Below are 17,259 nucleotides of genomic sequence, written 5' to 3'. Positions count from 1 at the left end.
AAAGAGGAGGAGAAAATGGCTTATTTACTCGTCGCCCGCGCGCAAGAGGGCGTCCGGTTAGTGCTGAGTGACCGCCGCTGTAAAATGATCGCCGGTTTGGGACTCATCGAGTTCCTATACATCGGTTTCACAATCGGCTGGGGAGTGGCTTTCGCGTTCACGGCCGCGGTTGCCGCCCTGATCTACGGAATCCTTTCCATTGCCTGGATTAATATCCAATCGCCGGGCAATGAGCGCATGGTGGAAATTGCCTCCGCCATTCAGCAAGGCGCCAAAGCTTATCTGAACCGTCAGTACAAGACGATCGGTCTGGTCGGCGGTGTTCTCTTTCTCGTTATCGGTGTCGCCCTCGGGTGGGCTGTCGCCATCGGCTTTGCCGTCGGTGCGGTGCTGTCCGGCGTTGCCGGTTACATCGGCATGAACATCTCGGTGCGCTCCAATTCCCGCACCGCACAGGCCGCATATCAAGGCATGAATGCCGCTTTCACCGTCGCTTTCCGGGGCGGTGCCATCACCGGCCTGTTGGTGGTCGGATTGGGACTGTTGGGTGTCGCCGGTTACTATGTGATCCTGAAAGCCTCCGGCGTCGACGATCCGTTGCACGCACTGGTGGGACTCGCCTTCGGCGGTTCTTTGATTTCCATCTTCGCCCGTTTGGGCGGCGGCATCTTTACCAAGGGCGCCGACGTGGGCGCCGATTTGGTGGGCAAGGTCGAGGCCGGGATTCCCGAGGATGATCCCCGAAATCCTGCGGTTATCGCCGACAACGTGGGCGACAACGTGGGCGATTGTGCCGGCATGGCCGCCGACTTGTTCGAGACCTACGCGGTGACGATCGTCGCCACCATGCTGCTGGCCAGCCTGCTCACCGCCGGGTCGGAGAACGCCATCGCTTATCCCTTGGTGCTCGGCGGAATTTCCATCATTGCATCCATTATCGGCACTTCTTTCGTGGAGGTTGCCGAGGGACGCAAGATCATGAGCGGCCTCTACAAAGGCGTCATCGTCTCCGGCGGCTTGTCCGCCCTGGCGTTCTATCCGGTCACTCTGGCATTGTTCGGTGGCGATGTTTCGTTTGCGGGCGAATCGATTTCGGCCCACAGCATCTATTTCTCCGCCCTCATCGGTCTTGTTCTTACAGGGGTGATGGTCGCCATCACCGAATACTACACGGCAACCGAATTCAAGCCGGTTCAGCATATCGCATCGGCGTCGACCACCGGGCACGCTACCAACATCATCGCGGGGCTTGGCATCTCCATGAAGTCGACGGCGGGCCCCGTTGTTGCCGTATGTGCCAGCATCTGGGGAGCCTACGAGCTGGCCGGTTTGTTCGGAATCGCCGTGGCGGCCACGGCAATGCTGTCCATGACCGGCATGATCGTGGCGCTGGACGCCTACGGTCCCATTACGGACAACGCCGGGGGCATCGCTGAGATGGCCGATTTGCCCGCCGAAATCCGTAACATCACCGATCCTCTCGATGCCGTCGGCAATACCACCAAAGCGGTAACCAAGGGGTACGCCATCGGCTCCGCAGGGCTTGCCGCGCTCGTGCTGTTCGCCGACTACACCCATAATTTGGGCGGCGGCATTACCTTCGACTTGTCGAACCACATGGTGGTCATCGGGCTTTTCATCGGCGGCTTGGTGCCTTATCTGTTCGGTGCTTTGGCCATGGAGGCCGTGGGCCGTGCCGCAGGCGGAATCGTTAACGAGGTTCGGCGGCAGTTCCGCGAGATTCCCGGCATCATGGACTATACAGCCAAGCCCGATTATTCGAAGGCGGTGGACATGCTGACCGTGGCCGCGATCAAGGAGATGATCGTGCCATCCCTGTTGCCCGTGGCGATACCCATTCTGGTGGGGTTGCTGCTCGGTAAGGAGGCATTGGGCGGCGTACTCATCGGTTCGATCATTACCGGGCTGTTCGTGGCCATTTCCATGACTACCGGGGGCGGTGCCTGGGACAACGCGAAGAAATATATCGAGGACGGCCATCATGGCGGCAAGGGGTCCGAGGCCCATAAGGCGGCGGTGACCGGCGATACCGTCGGCGACCCGTACAAGGACACCGCAGGCCCGGCCGTCAATCCGATGATCAAGATCATAAATATCGTGGCTCTTTTGATCATTCCGTTACTGTAAGTGACGCGATGATCCAGTTATCGAGGCCGGCTTTGCCGGCCTCTTTGTTTCATGCATTTTTTGATTCCTTTATCTAGTCGGTATCGGCGAGCGATTAGGTCTAACCGAATATTCATTCGTTAATATCAGGTTTGAACCCATGGTGCGCAAAACAATCTTGAATGAGATCCACCGGCAGGCTGGCGGACGCATGGTGGAGTTCGCGGGTTGGGAGTTGCCGCTTCATTATGGTTCGCAACTGGAGGAGCATCACGCCGTCCGCCGGGATGCCGGTGTTTTCGATGTGTCGCACATGACCGTCATCGATCTCGACGGCGCGGATTGCAGTCGGTTTCTGAGAATGCTCCTGGCGAACGATGTCGATCGATTGAGCGGTCCCGGCAAGGCTCTGTATAGCTGCATGCTTAACGAGAGCGGCGGGATACTGGATGACTTGATCGTTTTCCGCAGGGCAGGGGATCGGTTTCGGATTGTGAGCAATGCAGCTACTCGCGACAAGGTCATCTCTTGGATACAGCGGCAGGTCTCTAGATTCTCCGTGGGCATCCTGCCCAGGCGGGATCTCGCGATTATCGCGGCGCAAGGGCCGGAAACGAGGCGCAAAGCGGTTGATGGCCTGCCTTCCGAATTGCATGCGGCCGTTATGACATTGGTACCCTTCGAGTTTGCCGAGGCTGGCGATTGGTTCATATCTTGCAGCGGATATACCGGCGAAGACGGTTTGGAAATCATCTTGCCTCAGGCCGATGCTGCTGCCCTGTGGGCAGTACTGATCGCTAACGGTTTTAGACCCTGCGGGCTTGGGGCAAGGGATACCTTGCGTCTTGAAGCCGGAATGCGACTTTATGGATTGGACATGGACGAGACCGTAAGCCCTTTGGAATCCGGACTGGGTTGGACCGTGGCCTGGGAGCCGGTCGAGCGGCAGTTTATCGGTCGCAAAGCCTTGGAGGAGCAGCGGAAAATCGGGCAACTGCGCCGTTTTGTGGGACTCGTGTTGAACGATAAAGGCGTGCTGCGCCATGGGCAGAAGGTCGTCGTTCCGCCGTTTGGTGAAGGTGTTGTCACGAGCGGGATTTTCTCGCCTACACTGAATCGCTCGGTCGGCTTTGCTCGTCTGCCTCCCGGCAGCTATGAGCGTGCCTGGGTAGAGATTCGCGGCCAATCGAAAGAGGCGAGGATTACGCCGCCACGTTTTGTCAGGCAGGGGCACGCGGCTTTCGGCTTGGATCGAATTTAGCAGCTATTAAGCTAGTATTTATAGGGTGGTTAGCATGGGCTCGCCGAGTTGTATGTGAGGCGTGTCACATAAACGAAAATAATATTCCGCCTTGGAGTGTGAGCGGCTATAGATGAATACCCTCGTATTGGCAATCGGTATCCTCAGTCTCGGTGTGGCGGGCTGGCTCGGCTTCAAGCTGGTCGCCGCTAAAAGGACCGCTGCTCGTTCCGATATTCAGGATCCTTCGGATTCGTTTCTGTTGGACTCGCCCAGTGTCGAGCCCACGCTCATCCGAACCGAGCCGGTTCCTCCCGAAATTCTTAAGCGTTTGGCGCCGCTGGCAACACTGAGCGAGGAGGAACTGATCGCCTTCGTTTCCGGGCGCCTAATGGAGTTCTATCCGGCAGGTTCGACCGTGCTTCGTGGCGCTGAAATGCCCGAGACGGCAGTGTTTCTGCTTAAAGGCACGGTTATGGTCGGGCCGGAACGTGGCGGCAAGACGAAGGTGGATTCGGATAGCGATGCCGCACGCTTCCCGCTGAATCGCGACGGGCTGAGTTCGATTGCGGCGAATGCCTGGACGGACGTTTGGGTGCTGCGCGTGCCCGCAGTGATCTTGCGACAGTATGCGGAGAGATCGAGCGCCCGGACGATAGTTCCGCCCGATTTGACTCGATCGCCGCTTCCTCGTGAACTGGGTGGGAGCAATTTGTTTTATGTCTTCTGCCGTACCTTTCATAAAGGCAAGCTCGACTTGCCGGCTTTTCCGTCCGTGGCCTTCAAATTAAGGCAGGCCATGCGCGAGGAGATCGATTTCGTAAAGGCGACAAAAATCGTGCAGATGGATCCCGTACTTGCGACTAAGTTGGTGCAAGTGGCCAATTCTCCTCTCTATCTCACGGCCGAGCCGGTCAAGACGTGTCAGAGCGCCATTGCTCGGCTAGGTCTGGTGGCGACCCGCAACCTCATTTTCACCATGAGTATGAAAGGTCTCTTCAACGCGGGTAGTCCGCAGATCAGAAAACTCATGTTGGACGTGTGGAAGAGCAGCCTTCAACTGTCGGTGATTTCTTCCGTGCTGGCGGCGAGAACCGGTCAGGTCGATCCCGATAAAGCGCTGTTGGGCGGATTGATCGTTCGCATCGGCGCCATTCCTTTTCTGTCTTTTGCCGAAAAATTTCGGTCTGAGTATCACGGCTCGGCGGAACTCGAGGCAGCCCTGCCGATTATTCAAGGGCCGGTCGGCCAATATTTGCTCGCTAAGTGGGAGTTTGCCGACGAATATCTCGATCTTCCGATCATTGCCGAGCAATGGAACTACTCGTCGGGTACGGATCGGCTGGGTTTGGCCGATATCGTCCGGCTAGCGGCCTGGCACAGTTATGTCGGAACGCCCAAGATGGGAGATTTGCCCCCGATCACCGAATTACCCGCATACGCTAAGCTCAAAGATGCCACGCTGACTCCGGAGCAGTCGCTCAAGGTATTGTACGATGCCAAGGAGCAGATTGCCGAAACCTTGAGGGTATTCGGTCAGTAATGTATGTAACAGTTTTCGACAGTGTCCTGTGATAGAGTTGAGAAATGAGCTTGCTGACACGAATTTTCGGTTCTAGGAGGCAAACAGCCAGCCTCAAGACGCAAACACCGGTCGAGGATGGGGCGGATGCTTATCCGCAAGCCTCGAAAATCGTTCCTTCGTCACGGGAGGGGATGTCCATCAACTTGGACATCCTGAAAGAATTGTTTCCGATCCGCACCCTCAGCGAAGACGAATTGGACGCATTCGTTTTGGAGAGAAAGGCCGAGGTTTATGGACCCGGCACAATTCTGTTCAAGGCCGGGGAACCGATCGAATCGATTCATTACCTCTTGGGAGGGACGGTTCTGATGGACCTCGGTGACGGGAAAACTTACGAGATCAGTGCAAATACTGCCAAAGCGAGGTTTCCCTTGTGCTGCGGCAAGAAGTACAGCGCCACGGCGTACGCGCAGACCGAAATTCAGATATTGCGCGTCGCCAGCAAGATCATGAGTCGAGGCGTGGTCAGGTACGAATCGGCGCAAACTCTAATAGACTCCAACGATGAGCGGATTCCGGAAGCTGTTAGGGGAGGCCGGCTGTTTCAGGCTTTCGCCCAGTCTTACGGCGAGGAAGAACTGCGAATCCCCTCTTTGCCGGACGTGGCTTTCAAGCTAAGGCAGGCCATACAACACGATGTCGACATCCATGAAGTCGTCAACATCGTTCAACTCGATCCCGCCGTTGCCGCCAAACTCGTTCATGTCGCCAATAGCCCTCTGTACTTGCCTGTTCGTCCGATCAATAATTGCCACGATGCAGTTTTGCGTTTGGGGCTGGCGGCGACCCGGAACCTGGTGACCAGCTTTTGTCTGAGGCAGGTTTTCCGTGGTCAAGACCCTTACATCAATCAAGCCCTTCACAGGCAGTGGGAAACGAGCATCAAGCTATCCAGCCTCTGTTATGTTTTAGCCGCCGAGAACGAAGGAGTGAGTGAAGAGGAAGCCTTGTTAGCCGGATTGGTTGCCGATATCGGCGTAGTGCCGTTTCTCTATTTTGCCGAAAAGTTTCCTCGCGAGTACTGGAGTCCGGACGAGATCGAGTCGGCGATGCCTCATATTCGGGGTCCGGTAGGGGCTTTCTTGCTGAAAAAGTGGGATTTTCCGGCCGATTTGATCGAAATCCCGATGCTGGCTGAAGAATGGTATCACGACAGCGGCAATGCCCTTGCTCTCAGTGATATCGTGATCTTATCCAGGCTGCATAGCTATATCGGTACGCGTCGCATGGCGGAGCTGCCGGCAATCAATTCCATTCCGGCATGCGCCAAACTCAAGGATAGTCGGTTGTCGCCGACCCATACCCTTAACGTCCTGCATGAAGCCAAGGAGAGGATCGATCGGACTATGAAGTTTTTCAAAACCTGACGTGGCCGTATTCCGTCCAACGTATATTTCCATTTGGTTTTTTTGAGTTTATGAGCAACCCATTACTTGATATGGATGGTCTTCCGCCGTTTTCGCGTATCAAAGCGGAGCATGTCGTGCCGGCTGTCGAACGGATATTGGAAGAAAACCGTGCTGCTATCGCGAAATTGCTTGAACGTGGAAAAACAGATACCTGGGAACACCTGGTAGAGCCGTTGGAAGACTTGGATGACCGGCTAAACAAAGCCTGGTCTCCGGTAAGCCACATGAATGCCGTGGTGAACAGCGACGAGCTTAGAGAGGCCTACAACGCGTGTCTGCCGCTGTTGAGCGAATACGGGACGGAAATCGGCCAAAACGAGGAATTGTACGCGGCTTACCGCGGGCTCGCCGAAAGCCCGGGTGCAACCGAATTGGATACCGCGCAAAAGAAGATCCTTGAAAACGCGCTCAGGGATTTTCGTCTGTCCGGCGTTGAATTGACTCCGGAGAAAAAGTCCCGCTTCAAGGCCATTGCCCAAGAACTTTCCAAACTCGCCAGTCAATTTCAGGATAACGTGCTCGACGCGACGCATGCCTGGAGCAAGCACATCGAGGATGAAAAGCTGCTGAGCGGATTACCCGAGTCGGCGGTTGCGATGGCGCGCCAAGCAGCTGCGGCGCAGGGTAAGAGAGGTTGGCTGTTCAGTCTGGAATTCCCGTCTTATATTGCCGTGATGACTTATGCGGACGATCGGGATTTGCGCCGCGAGTTCTACACCGCCTACAACACTCGCGCGTCCGATCAAGGCCCTGATGCCGGACGCTGGGACAACTCCGAAGTCATGGAGAGGATTCTCGCCTTGCGCCATGAAGAGGCGCGGCTTCTCGGATTCTCGAACTATGCGGAATTGTCGCTTGCCACCAAAATGGCGCCCTCGACCGATGAGGTGATGCATTTTCTGAACGATCTGGCGCGCCGCAGCTTGCCTCAAGCGAGACGAGATCTCGAAGAGCTGAAAAACTTCGCAAGCCAAAAGCGTGGTCAAGAAACGCTGGAATCTTGGGATCTGACTTATTATTCAGAGAAGCTTAGGCAGCATAAATTCGCCTTGTCCGAAGAAGAGATTCGAACCTATTTCCCCGTCAATCGGGTCGTTCCCGGGATGTTCGGCGTGGTCGAGCGCTTGTACGGGCTTCAAATCCGGGAAAAATCCGGGGTGGACGTCTGGCATCCGGACGTCAGGTTTTATGAAATCCATGGCCGCTCGGGCGATTTGTTGGGCGGTTTCTATCTGGACCTTTATGCGCGGCCCAAGAAACGTGGCGGAGCCTGGATGGACGAATGCGTCACCCGGCGCAGAATCGGCCAAAAGATACAGCACCCGATCGCGTATCTGACTTGTAATTTCACGCCTCCGACCAATGGCGAGCCGTCCTTGTTGCGGCATGACGAGGTGTTGACCTTATTCCATGAATTCGGTCATGGCTTGCACCATATGCTGACCAAGGTCGATTACCTGGGTGTTTCCGGCATCCACGGCGTGGAATGGGACGCCGTGGAGCTGCCGAGCCAGTTCATGGAAAACTTTTGCTGGGAACCCGATGCGCTGGGACTCATATCGGGCCACTATCGGACCGGCGAGCCTTTGCCGGAAGATTTGCTTGACAAGATGATCGCAGCCCGCAATTTCCAGTCGGGCATGCAGATGGTCCGCCAGCTCGAATTCAGTGTGTTCGATTTCCGCATTCATTTGGAATACGATCCGAGCCGGGGTGGCCGGATTTATCCGATACTCGACGACGTCAGAAAGCAGGTGGCGGTATTTGTCCCGCCGCCTTTCAACCGGTTCCCGCACAGTTTCTCGCACATCTTCGGTGGGGGCTATGCGGCGGGCTATTACAGCTACAAATGGGCGGAAGTCTTGTCCAGCGACGCTTTCTCGCTGTTCGAGGAAGAAGGCATTTTTGCGCCGGACGTAGGCCGCTCGTTCTTGGAAAATATCCTCGAGCAAGGCGGCAGCCGCAAGGCCATGGAGCTTTTCACCGCCTTCCGCGGCCGCGAGCCGACGATCGATGCCCTGCTAAGGCACAACGGCATCGTTGAAGCGGCTTAGCGAATATACAAATCCTTATAATGAAGGCAGGGCGAGGGCGACGTAAGTTGCCCCGCCCGTTGTTTTGTCTTTTAACCGATATCCGCAGCTTGCCGTAGAGTCGGATGAACAGGCTCAGGCGCCGGTGCTTTGGGGGCGCCGGTTTTTCGTAACAAAAGTGAATCCATAACAACGACGTCTATGCCATACCGGCCGTTTGCCAGGGATTACGTCCTTCTCTGGTGCGTTCTCGTTTTCTCTGGCCTTGCCTTTAGGCCTCTTATACCCGTCGATGAAACCCGCGCCGTATCGGTAGCCTGGGAGATGTGGCTGCGAGGCGATTTCCTCGTACCTTCCCTGAACGGCGAACCGTACAGTCACAAGCCGCCTCTTTTCCAATGGATCATCCATTTGAGCTGGCTCATCTTCGGCGTCAACGACTGGACGCCGCGGTTGGTAGGTCCCTTGTTCGGCTTGGCCAATCTGATTCTGACCGAGCGTTTGGCGCGCCGGCTGTGGCCCGAGTTGGAGTCGGTATCCCGCCTGGCTCCTTTGATTTTGCTCGGTCTTGCGGTCTGGTCCATGTGGACCACCCTGACCCTCTACGACATGCTGGTGGCCTTTTTTGCCTTGCTGGGCGTGTTGGGTATTCTGCGCGCCGCTCAAGAACCTTCCTATCTCGGCTGGTTGATGACGGCTGTCGGGATCGGTGGAGGGGTACTGTCCAAAGGGCCCATCATCTTGCTGCTCATACTGCCGGTTGGTCTGCTGGCACCTTGGTGGATGGGGCGCGGTCCGCGTTCGGGCTGGGGCGGATGGTGCGCCGGTATTCTGGCGGCTACCGTCTTGGGCGCGGCCATTGCCTTGGCATGGGCTATTCCCGCCGGCATGTCCGGGGGCGAAGAGTACGCCCAAGCCATCTTTTGGGGGCAGTCGGCTGGCCGCATCGCCAATTCCTTCGCTCATAAGCGATCATGGTGGTGGTATGCGGCCATATCGCCGATTTTTTTGTTTCCATGGATTCTTTGGCCGGGTCTTTGGCGCAAGCTGATCGAGCTAAAGGCGGATCTGAAATTGCGCTTCTGCATTCTTCACGTTGCAGCCGTATTGATACTGTTATCGGCCGTCAGCGCCAAACAGATTCATTATCTGCTTCCTTCTCTGCCCATCTGGGCACTGATCTTCGCCCGGGTATTCGGCGATCCGTCGATTCAGGTCGGGCGCTTTGGTCAACGGGCATTCGGAACGGTCGTATTGGGCTTGGGGCTGGCGTTGGCTTTGCTTCCGGGTATCGCCGGTGTTCTCGGCTTTCCGAAAGCCGATAGCACAGTCGTGGCCGTCGCCGAAGCATCGCCCTTGATCGCGAGAGCGCTGATCATCGGACTGGGTGCTTTTCTACTGCTATGGCGGCCCGGTGACTCGGCTACGATGGTGCGAGAAGTCGTGGGAGCGATGATCGGCGTGGTGCTGGCCGCGCATCTCATTTATGTCGAAGCAGGGCGATCTCACCATGACATGCGGCCTATGGGAACTCGTCTTGCCCAGTTGCAAGCGCAGAGAGTATCGATTGCGCATTGGGAAAAATACAGCGGGGATTTTCAATTCGTCGGGAGGCTGAAAGAACCGCTCAAGGTGCTCCACACGCCTAAGGCGCTGTCCGAATGGTTGGCCGCACACCCCGATGGTTATGTTGTCATCGTGTATCGCGGTAGCAAGAAGGCATTTGAGGAGAGTGCCGAATTTTCCCAGCCTTATCGGGGCAATCGCCGTATCGGATTATGGAAAGCGTCTGCTCTACTTGCGCGGCCGGATGTGGTTGCCCGACTGACAGGCTGAGCGGGCTAAACCTTGGCCATCTTTCCGAGCGCAGGCTGTGGCTTAACGAGTCCCATAGACGACGATCGTCTTGCCTTTGGCCGAAAGGAGTCCCTGTTCTTCGAGATTTTTCAGAACCCTTCCCGCAACCTCCCTGGAGCAGCCTACGATGCGGCCCAGTTCCTGCCGGGTGATGCGGATTTGCATGCCGTCGGGGTGCGTCAGTGCTTCAGGCTGCTTGCATAGCTCTATGAGGGTGTGCGCGATACGACCGGAAACATCGAGGAATGCGAGGTTGCCGACCTTGCGGCTGGTGTGTAAAAGCCGCCGGGACAGCTGACGCCCTAGGAGATTCAAAATGCCTACGGCATGTTCGGCGAGTTCGCCGTTGAGCAATTGAGAAAATCGAGCATAACCTATCTCGGCAAGTTGGCTCGGTTCACGGGTCGTGACCGTCACATCCCGAAGCATGGAGCCCATGAATACTCCGATTTCGCCGATAAACTCTCCCTTGTTCAGATAAGCGAGTACGATATCGTCACCGCTCGGCTTGTGCGCCAGACTGACCGTAACCGCGCCTTCGATGATGTAATAGAGCGTGTCTCCTGCATCTCCGGGCCGAATAATGTGCGTTTTGTTGGGATAACGACGGCGATGGCAATACGGCAGGAGATTTGCCAGAGCCTCGTCCGGTTTCGAGAGAGAATGCATAGGCGTTGCGGGTCTCGTGAATGGAAAGCGATCTATCAAGTTTAGCAGCGATTAATTTCGCTTGGCCCGGCGGGGAATTGTGATAAAGTATGCGGCTATTTTTACTCGGGGGTCTTCGATGAAGGCGCGCGTCAAGTGGGTAGAAAATGCGCTGTTCCTGGCTGAATCCGGCAGCGGTCACACGGTAGTCATGGATGGGCCGCCGGAATCGGGCGGCCGGAATCTCGGTGTGCGTCCGATGGAAACCTTGCTGATAGGGATGGGGGGATGTACGGCGTTCGACGTAGTACATATTCTCCGCAAAGGGCGGCACGATGTGCGGGATTGCGAGCTACGGCTCGAAGCTGAACGGGCGGAAACCGATCCCAAGGTTTTTACTCGGATCCACGTGCATTTCGTCGTTAAAGGCAAAGGACTGAGCGACGCAGTGGTCAACCGAGCGGTTCAACTCTCCGCGGAGAAATATTGTTCCGCATCGATTATGCTCGGGAAAACGGCCCAGATTACGCACGACTATGAAATCATCGAAGTCGAGTGAACGATGGACAGGTTTCTCGGTCTCATGAACTTTTGGCACCGGCCCTGCACTTTATTCGTGAGCGCGTGCGGTCAAGGGGCAGTTACAACCGACTACGGGGGTAATCGTTAGATCGATGGAAAAATTGCAGTTACACGGTTTCAATAACCTCACCAAATCGTTGAGCTTCAATATTTACGACATCTGCTATGCCAAATCGGGCCAGCAGCAGCGTCGTTACATCGAGTACATCGACGAGATGTACAACGCCAAACGCTTGACGCAGATATTGACCGATGTGAATGCGATCATCGGCGCCGAAATTTTGAACATAGCGCGTCAGGATTACGAGCCTCAGGGCGCCAGCGTGACCATGCTCATCTCGGAAGGGCACGTGCCGGATACCATCACCAATATCGAGGCGCCGGGTCCCGCGCCGGAATCCGTGGTGGCGCATCTGAACAAAAGCCACATCACGGTGCACACTTATCCGGAAAGTCACCCCTATGGCGGCATTAGCACCTTTCGGGCCGATATCGACGTATCCACCTGCGGCCGGATTTCGCCGCTAAAGGCGCTCAATTATCTGATCCACAGCTTCGAGTCCGATATCGTGATCATGGATTACCGCGTGCGCGGCTTCACTCGCGATATCAGCGGCCAGAAGCATTATAACGATCACGAGATCACGTCCATTCAGAACTACATTTCGGATGCGATGGCGGAGCGGTATCAGATGATCGACGTGAACGTCTATCAGGAGAAAATTTTCCACACCAAGATGATCCTGAAAGACTTCCATCTCGACAATTATCTGTTCGAGACCGACAAAGATGCGCTGACCGACGAGGAGCGTATCGCCATTCAGAAGCAGCTCAAGCAGGAAATGGCGGAAATCTTCTACGGCCGAAATTACAAACTGCGGCGATGAGGGATCACGGTCTCTAGCACGACTCCGTAAACCCCATAACTCTAAAAAGCCGGCGCTGAGCCGGCTTTTTTATCGAACGAGCTGCCGTGCGAGTAGCGTGACCGGATGCAGTACTTCGATATGGCCCAGCCCTCTCTGCTTAAAGCCGGCTCTTAAATGCACTGCGCAACCCGGATTGGATGTCGCCAGGAAATCAGGTTTGATAGCCGTCACCGATTCGAGTACATCGTCCCGCAGGTCTTTAGCCATTTCAGGGTGTTCCAGCATATAACTGCCCGCGGCACCGCAGCAGCGCTGGGAGTTGGGTAGGGATGCTACGTCGAGGGACGGTATGCGGTGGAGCAGGTCGGCGCCGTGACGTTCCGCCCGCAACACGTTCTTCAGGGTGCACGGGGTATGCACGCAAACCTTGGCGGCCAGGGGTTTGAACTCGATGTTGTCGGGCCAGGAGAGTTCTGCAAGGAGCTGGCTGATGTCTTTGACGCGCTTGGCGAGATCGGCGGTGGCTTCCAATTGCCGATAGTCGCGCAGCATCGCACCGCAGCCGCTCGCGATAGTGATGACGGTGTCCGCGTCGGACAAATTAAAAGCGGCCAGATTGCGATCCATGAGCTTTCGCGCTGAAGCCTGATCGCCGGAATGATGATGCAGTGCTCCGCAACACGCCTGCGTGTCCGGCACCCGAACGCCGATGCCGAGCCGGTTCAGTACAAGCAGAGCTGAAGAGACGGTCTCGGCATCCAGAAGGTTTGCCGTACAGCCGAGAAACAGGGCGACCCGGCCACGCTCGTTCTGGCCTTGTGCGGGATAAAAATCGTTCCAGCGTACCGAAGTGGATATATCCGGAAGTCCCGCGTCGAATTCGGACAGTCCCAGTGCTTTCAGCAAGCCCGTCTTTTGTAGCAGTCCTTTGCTCTCGCGTCCCGATTTTTCAACCAGGCGTTCCACCCAGCGGGAAGCGCGCTTATTGGTCAGCGCAATCTTGATCCCGGCGGACTTGATGCGAGCCGATGTGGTTTTTTCCACCTCGCCGGTCTCGCCGCGAAACCGATCGACGAGGCTGCCGTACGGAACATGGGCCGGACAGACCGCCTCGCAGGATCGGCACAAGAGGCAATTATCGATGTGACTTACCAATTCCGGCGTCGCAGCGAGTGATCCTTGTGCCCAGCCCTGGATCAGGGCGATGCGTCCGCGAGGGGATTCGTTCTCATCCAGAGTTTTGTTGTAGGTAGGGCAATGGGGCAGGCACAGCCCGCATTTGACGCAGAGGTCGGTGTCGGAAAACCGTTCGGATCGATTCAAAGAAGTTCGAGAAAAACTGTAACTGGTTAGTGGCGAAAATGCCGCATGCCGGTAAAGACCATGGCCATGCCGTGTTCGTCGGCGGCCGCGATCACTTCCGGGTCGCGTATCGAGCCGCCCGGCTGAATGACGGCGGTGATCCCGGCCGCGGCGGCCGAATCCACCCCGTCGCGGAACGGGAAGTAAGCGTCCGAAGCCATAACCGAGCCTTGAACGGCAAGTCCTTCGTCCGCGGCCTTGATCGCCGCGATGCGCGCCGAATAGACGCGGCTCATTTGTCCCGCACCTATGCCGATGGTTTGGCGGTTCTTGCAATACACGATGGCGTTGGATTTGACATACTTGACCACTTTCCAGGCAAACAAGAGATCGGCCATTTCGTCTTCGGTTGGGGCGCGCTGGGTGACGATACGCAAATCTTCCCGAGCAACAACGCCCAAGTCCCGGTCTTGTACCAGGAGACCACCGGATACGCGTTTGAAATCCCATTCCGGCGCGGGAGCGCTAGCCCAAGGACCGGATTCCAAGACCCGTACGTTGGCTTTTCCGCTCAGCACTTGAAGCGTACCCTCGCCCACCCGGGGAGCGATGATCACTTCCACGAACTGTCTTTCGATGATGGCGCGGGCGGTTTGCACATCCAGCGCTTGATTAAAGGCGATGATGCCGCCGAACGCGGAGGTTGGGTCGGTGGCGTAGGCGCGGTCGTAAGCCTCCATCAGTGTCTTGCCCTGCGCGACGCCGCATGGATTGGCATGCTTGACGATGACGCAGGCAGGCGAGTCGTCGAAAGTCTTGACGCATTCGAGCGCCGCATCCGCGTCGGCGATATTGTTGTAGGACAGTTCCTTGCCCTGAAGCTGTTTCGCCGCAGCGACGGTGCCGCTGGGCACGCCGGGTTCCACGTAGAATGCCGCTTTTTGGTGCGGATTTTCCCCGTAGCGCATCGCTTGGGCTTTGCGGAAACGCATCACGAGCGGGTCCGGGAATGTGTCCGAGTCTTCGGCCTTACCGAGATAAGCCGCAATGGCGCTATCATAGGCAGCGGTATGCCGGAAACTTTTGATCGCCAGCTTGAATCGCATGTCATCGGACAGACAGCCGGCTTGCGCTTGAAGTTCCCCGAGAACCTCGGGGTAATCGGTTGGGTCGACGATTACGCCCACCGATTCATGATTCTTGGCGGCCGCACGGATCATGGCGGGACCGCCGATATCTATGTTTTCGATGGCTTCGGCGAGTTCACAGTCGGGCTTGGAGATGGTTTGCTCGAAGGGATAAAGATTGACGACCACCAGATCGATGGGAGAGATGCCGTGTTGCGCCATCACATTCTCGTCGATCCCGCGGCGCCCGAGAACGCCGCCGTGGATCTTGGGGTGCAAAGTCTTGATCCGTCCGCCCATCATTTCGGGAAAACCGGTATAGTCGGATACTTCCACTGCCGCGATGCCGTTTTCGCGCAAAAGCGCGGCTGTCCCGCCCGATGACAGGATCTCGATTCCAAGGTCAGCCAGTCCTCGGCAGAATTCCACAAGTCCGGATTTGTCTGACACGCTAACGAGTGCTCGGGAGACTTTGATTTTCATGAAAAGATGACGCGGGCAGCTGAAAATTAAAAAAGATTACTCGATGCCATACTGAAGCATCTTCTTGCGTAAGGTGCTGCGGCTAACGCCGAGTACCAGCGCCGCCTTACTCTGGTTATGACCGCATTGCTCCAATACGGTTTCGATCAAGGGCTTTTCCACTTCGCTGATGACCATGGCGTAGAGATCCGTTGCCTCATGCCCGTCGAGCTGAGCAAAGTAGCGCGTCAGGGTCATGCGTACGTGGTCGCTCAAGAGCAATGTGGCATCGGTTTTGAACTCGACGGCATTGGGCATTGCCTCGATATTCCTTGCTTGTGCTTTCATGCAGCCAATTTCCGACTTTCTTCGTTAAACAATTGGTTTATTAAATCCAGTTGCTGATTGGCACCGTCTTGAATGTTGAACAGCGGGCCGAAATCCGGCGGGCAGGAAAGATGGCTCAGGTACCAACCGACGTGCTTGCGCGCGATCCGCACTCCGAGATGTTCGCCGTAGAATGCATAAAGTCCGTTCAGATGTTCCAAAATGACATCCCGCGTTTCCTCCGCTCCGGGCAGTCCGGACTCGACGCTTCCGCTAAGAAAATGGTCGATGCGACGAAACAGCCAAGGGTTTCCGAGGGCGGCTCGACCGAGCATGACAGCATCGGCACCGGTGAGTTCGAGGACGGCCGCTGCTTTTTCCGGCGAATCGACGTCGCCGTTGGCGATCACCGGGATGCCTACAGTTTGCTTGACCTGGTGAATTGTAAGGTATTCGGCTTGCCCGGAAAAGCCGCAGGCTCGGGTGCGACCATGAATCGTGATGGCGCGAATGCCCGCATTCTCGGCGATTTTCGCAACGGTGACCGCGTTGCGGTGGTTGGGGTCCCAGCCGGTGCGTATTTTTAGCGTGACCGGTACCTCCACCGCTTCGACAACCGCTTCCAAAATCCGCGCGACCAGGCGTTCGTCTCTGAGAAGCGCCGATCCGGCGGCTTTGTGGCACACTTTCTTGGCGGGACAGCCCATGTTGATATCGATGATCTGTGCGCCTCGATCGGCGTTGATTCTGGCGGCTTCGGCCATGGCGGCCGGATCGTTGCCGAGAATCTGTACGGCACGGGGTTCCGGCTCTCCGGCGTGATCGCTCCGTCGCAGGGTCTTGCGATCATGGCGCAAGGCGGGATTGGCGGACACCATTTCCGATATGGCGAGAGCTGCGCCGTAACGACGGCATAGCATTCGGAAGGGGCGGTCAGTTACGCCGGCCATAGGAGCCAGAATCAAGCGGTTAGCCAGTCGATACGGGCCGATATACATAGTGATGAGTCTATTGCGGGCGCAAAAGTCTAGCCGGATCAGGGTATGGACGCAAAAATTTTTCCTGCCATTCGTCCATGTTTTTAAGCCGCTGCAAGTCTTCAGGACGGTCGATATCCCACAACGGGGAGAGCTCCGCCCACCGCCAGCGCAGCTTTTCAAGCCGTTGCCGCGTCTCGTTCAGCACCTCCGCTCCGCCCCATGGCATGTTTCGGAACAGTTCGCCGTCGGTCCGGGTCAGCCCGAGCAAGCAGTAACCGCCATCTTCGGCCGGACCGACGACCGCATCGTTTCCGTTCATCAATGCGATGATCGCATTTTCCACATAAAGGGGATCGAGCGCCGGACAATCGGTGCCGATAATGATGATCTGGTTCGCCTTCTCGAGAGACTCGCGGGCAGCGTAGGCCATGCGCGCTCCGAGGTTGCCCCGGCATTGCGTTTTCAGGGCTGCTCCCAACAGTTCCAAGCCGACAAATTCGGGGTGGCCGGTATCGGGAGAGCACCAAAGCTGTACCGGGCACAGGTTTGCGTGCAGCATCTCCCGGCCCGTTTTGCGGAGTAGAGCAGTATGCAACCGTGCCGCCGCTTCCGCGCTTAGAGCGGGAATCAATCGGGTTTTTACTTGCCCCGGAATCGGCGCCTTCGCCATGATGGCCAGGGTGGCAAGCGGAAAACGGTAGTCCGACATAC

The 17,259-nt window shown here is 56.7% G+C and carries 14 protein-coding genes; 8 read left to right on the top strand and 6 right to left on the bottom strand.

Going from position 1 to position 17,259, the window contains the following annotated elements; genetic code table 11:
* Positions 1-15 precede the first annotated feature (15 nt).
* The 6 genes from ACR2R1_RS12800 (at position 16) to ACR2R1_RS12775 (ending at position 10,230) form a co-directional block, all read left to right on the top strand.
* Positions 16-2,148: a sodium-translocating pyrophosphatase gene (locus ACR2R1_RS12800; protein ID WP_208110146.1), complete on the top strand. Its 2,133-nt coding sequence runs from the start codon at positions 16-18 to the stop codon at positions 2,146-2,148.
* A 139-nt stretch (positions 2,149-2,287) separates the two neighbouring features.
* On the top strand, positions 2,288-3,388 hold the full coding sequence (gene gcvT / locus ACR2R1_RS12795; protein WP_434110346.1) for a glycine cleavage system aminomethyltransferase GcvT: 1,101 nt from the start codon (positions 2,288-2,290) through the stop codon (positions 3,386-3,388).
* Positions 3,389-3,500: 112 nt separating this feature from the next.
* Complete coding sequence (locus ACR2R1_RS12790; protein ID WP_434110344.1) at positions 3,501-4,910, top strand: HDOD domain-containing protein; 1,410 nt, start codon at positions 3,501-3,503, stop codon at positions 4,908-4,910.
* Between the two features lie 44 nt (positions 4,911-4,954).
* Positions 4,955-6,319, top strand: a complete 1,365-nt coding sequence (locus tag ACR2R1_RS12785) for an HDOD domain-containing protein (protein WP_133717814.1) — start codon at positions 4,955-4,957, stop codon at positions 6,317-6,319.
* A 50-nt stretch (positions 6,320-6,369) separates the two neighbouring features.
* On the top strand, positions 6,370-8,415 hold the full coding sequence (prlC, locus tag ACR2R1_RS12780) for an oligopeptidase A (protein WP_434110342.1): 2,046 nt from the start codon (positions 6,370-6,372) through the stop codon (positions 8,413-8,415).
* A gap of 303 nt (positions 8,416-8,718) precedes the next feature.
* Positions 8,719-10,230, top strand: a complete 1,512-nt coding sequence (locus ACR2R1_RS12775; protein WP_434110340.1) for an ArnT family glycosyltransferase — start codon at positions 8,719-8,721, stop codon at positions 10,228-10,230.
* A gap of 42 nt (positions 10,231-10,272) precedes the next feature.
* Here ACR2R1_RS12775 and crp read toward each other — a convergent pair whose 3' ends face one another.
* On the bottom strand, positions 10,273-10,920 hold the full coding sequence (gene crp, locus ACR2R1_RS12770; protein ID WP_077730291.1) for a cAMP-activated global transcriptional regulator CRP: 648 nt from the start codon (positions 10,918-10,920) through the stop codon (positions 10,273-10,275).
* Positions 10,921-11,038: 118 nt separating this feature from the next.
* Here crp and ACR2R1_RS12765 point away from each other — a divergent pair, with 118 nt between their 5' ends.
* Complete coding sequence (locus ACR2R1_RS12765; protein WP_133717817.1) at positions 11,039-11,458, top strand: OsmC family protein; 420 nt, start codon at positions 11,039-11,041, stop codon at positions 11,456-11,458.
* Positions 11,459-11,573: 115 nt separating this feature from the next.
* A complete protein-coding gene (speD, locus tag ACR2R1_RS12760) occupies positions 11,574-12,368 on the top strand; it encodes an adenosylmethionine decarboxylase (RefSeq protein WP_077730293.1) in 795 nt (264 codons plus the stop codon).
* Positions 12,369-12,437: 69 nt separating this feature from the next.
* On the opposite strand, the gene ACR2R1_RS12755 is transcribed toward speD, so the two are convergent.
* From ACR2R1_RS12755 to ACR2R1_RS12735, 5 genes are read right to left on the bottom strand one after another with little or no spacing between them, the layout of a single operon-like run.
* Positions 12,438-13,673, bottom strand: coding sequence for a (Fe-S)-binding protein (locus tag ACR2R1_RS12755; RefSeq protein WP_434110338.1), 1,236 nt, complete (start codon positions 13,671-13,673; stop codon positions 12,438-12,440).
* A gap of 26 nt (positions 13,674-13,699) precedes the next feature.
* Positions 13,700-15,262: a bifunctional phosphoribosylaminoimidazolecarboxamide formyltransferase/IMP cyclohydrolase gene (gene purH, locus ACR2R1_RS12750; protein ID WP_434110336.1), complete on the bottom strand. Its 1,563-nt coding sequence runs from the start codon at positions 15,260-15,262 to the stop codon at positions 13,700-13,702.
* 36 nt (positions 15,263-15,298) lie between these two features.
* Positions 15,299-15,589, bottom strand: coding sequence for a helix-turn-helix domain-containing protein (locus tag ACR2R1_RS12745; RefSeq protein ID WP_077730296.1), 291 nt, complete (start codon positions 15,587-15,589; stop codon positions 15,299-15,301).
* Positions 15,586-16,566 (bottom strand): tRNA dihydrouridine synthase DusB, encoded by a 981-nt coding sequence (gene dusB / locus ACR2R1_RS12740; RefSeq protein WP_434110335.1) that lies wholly within the window; start codon positions 16,564-16,566, stop codon positions 15,586-15,588. Before dusB ends, ACR2R1_RS12745 begins: the two co-directional genes overlap by 4 nt.
* Before the next feature lie 10 nt (positions 16,567-16,576).
* The gene (locus ACR2R1_RS12735; RefSeq protein ID WP_077730298.1) at positions 16,577-17,257 is read right to left on the bottom strand and encodes a TIGR04282 family arsenosugar biosynthesis glycosyltransferase; all 681 of its coding nucleotides are present in this window, start codon (positions 17,255-17,257) and stop codon (positions 16,577-16,579) included.
* Between the last annotated feature and the right edge of the window lie 2 nt (positions 17,258-17,259).

It is taken from the genome of Methylocaldum sp. GT1TLB (assembly GCF_051027445.1).
GTDB lineage: Bacteria > Pseudomonadota > Gammaproteobacteria > Methylococcales > Methylococcaceae > Methylocaldum.
Note: the sequence above shows the minus strand (reverse complement) of the source record. Positions and strands in the feature narration are given on the sequence as shown.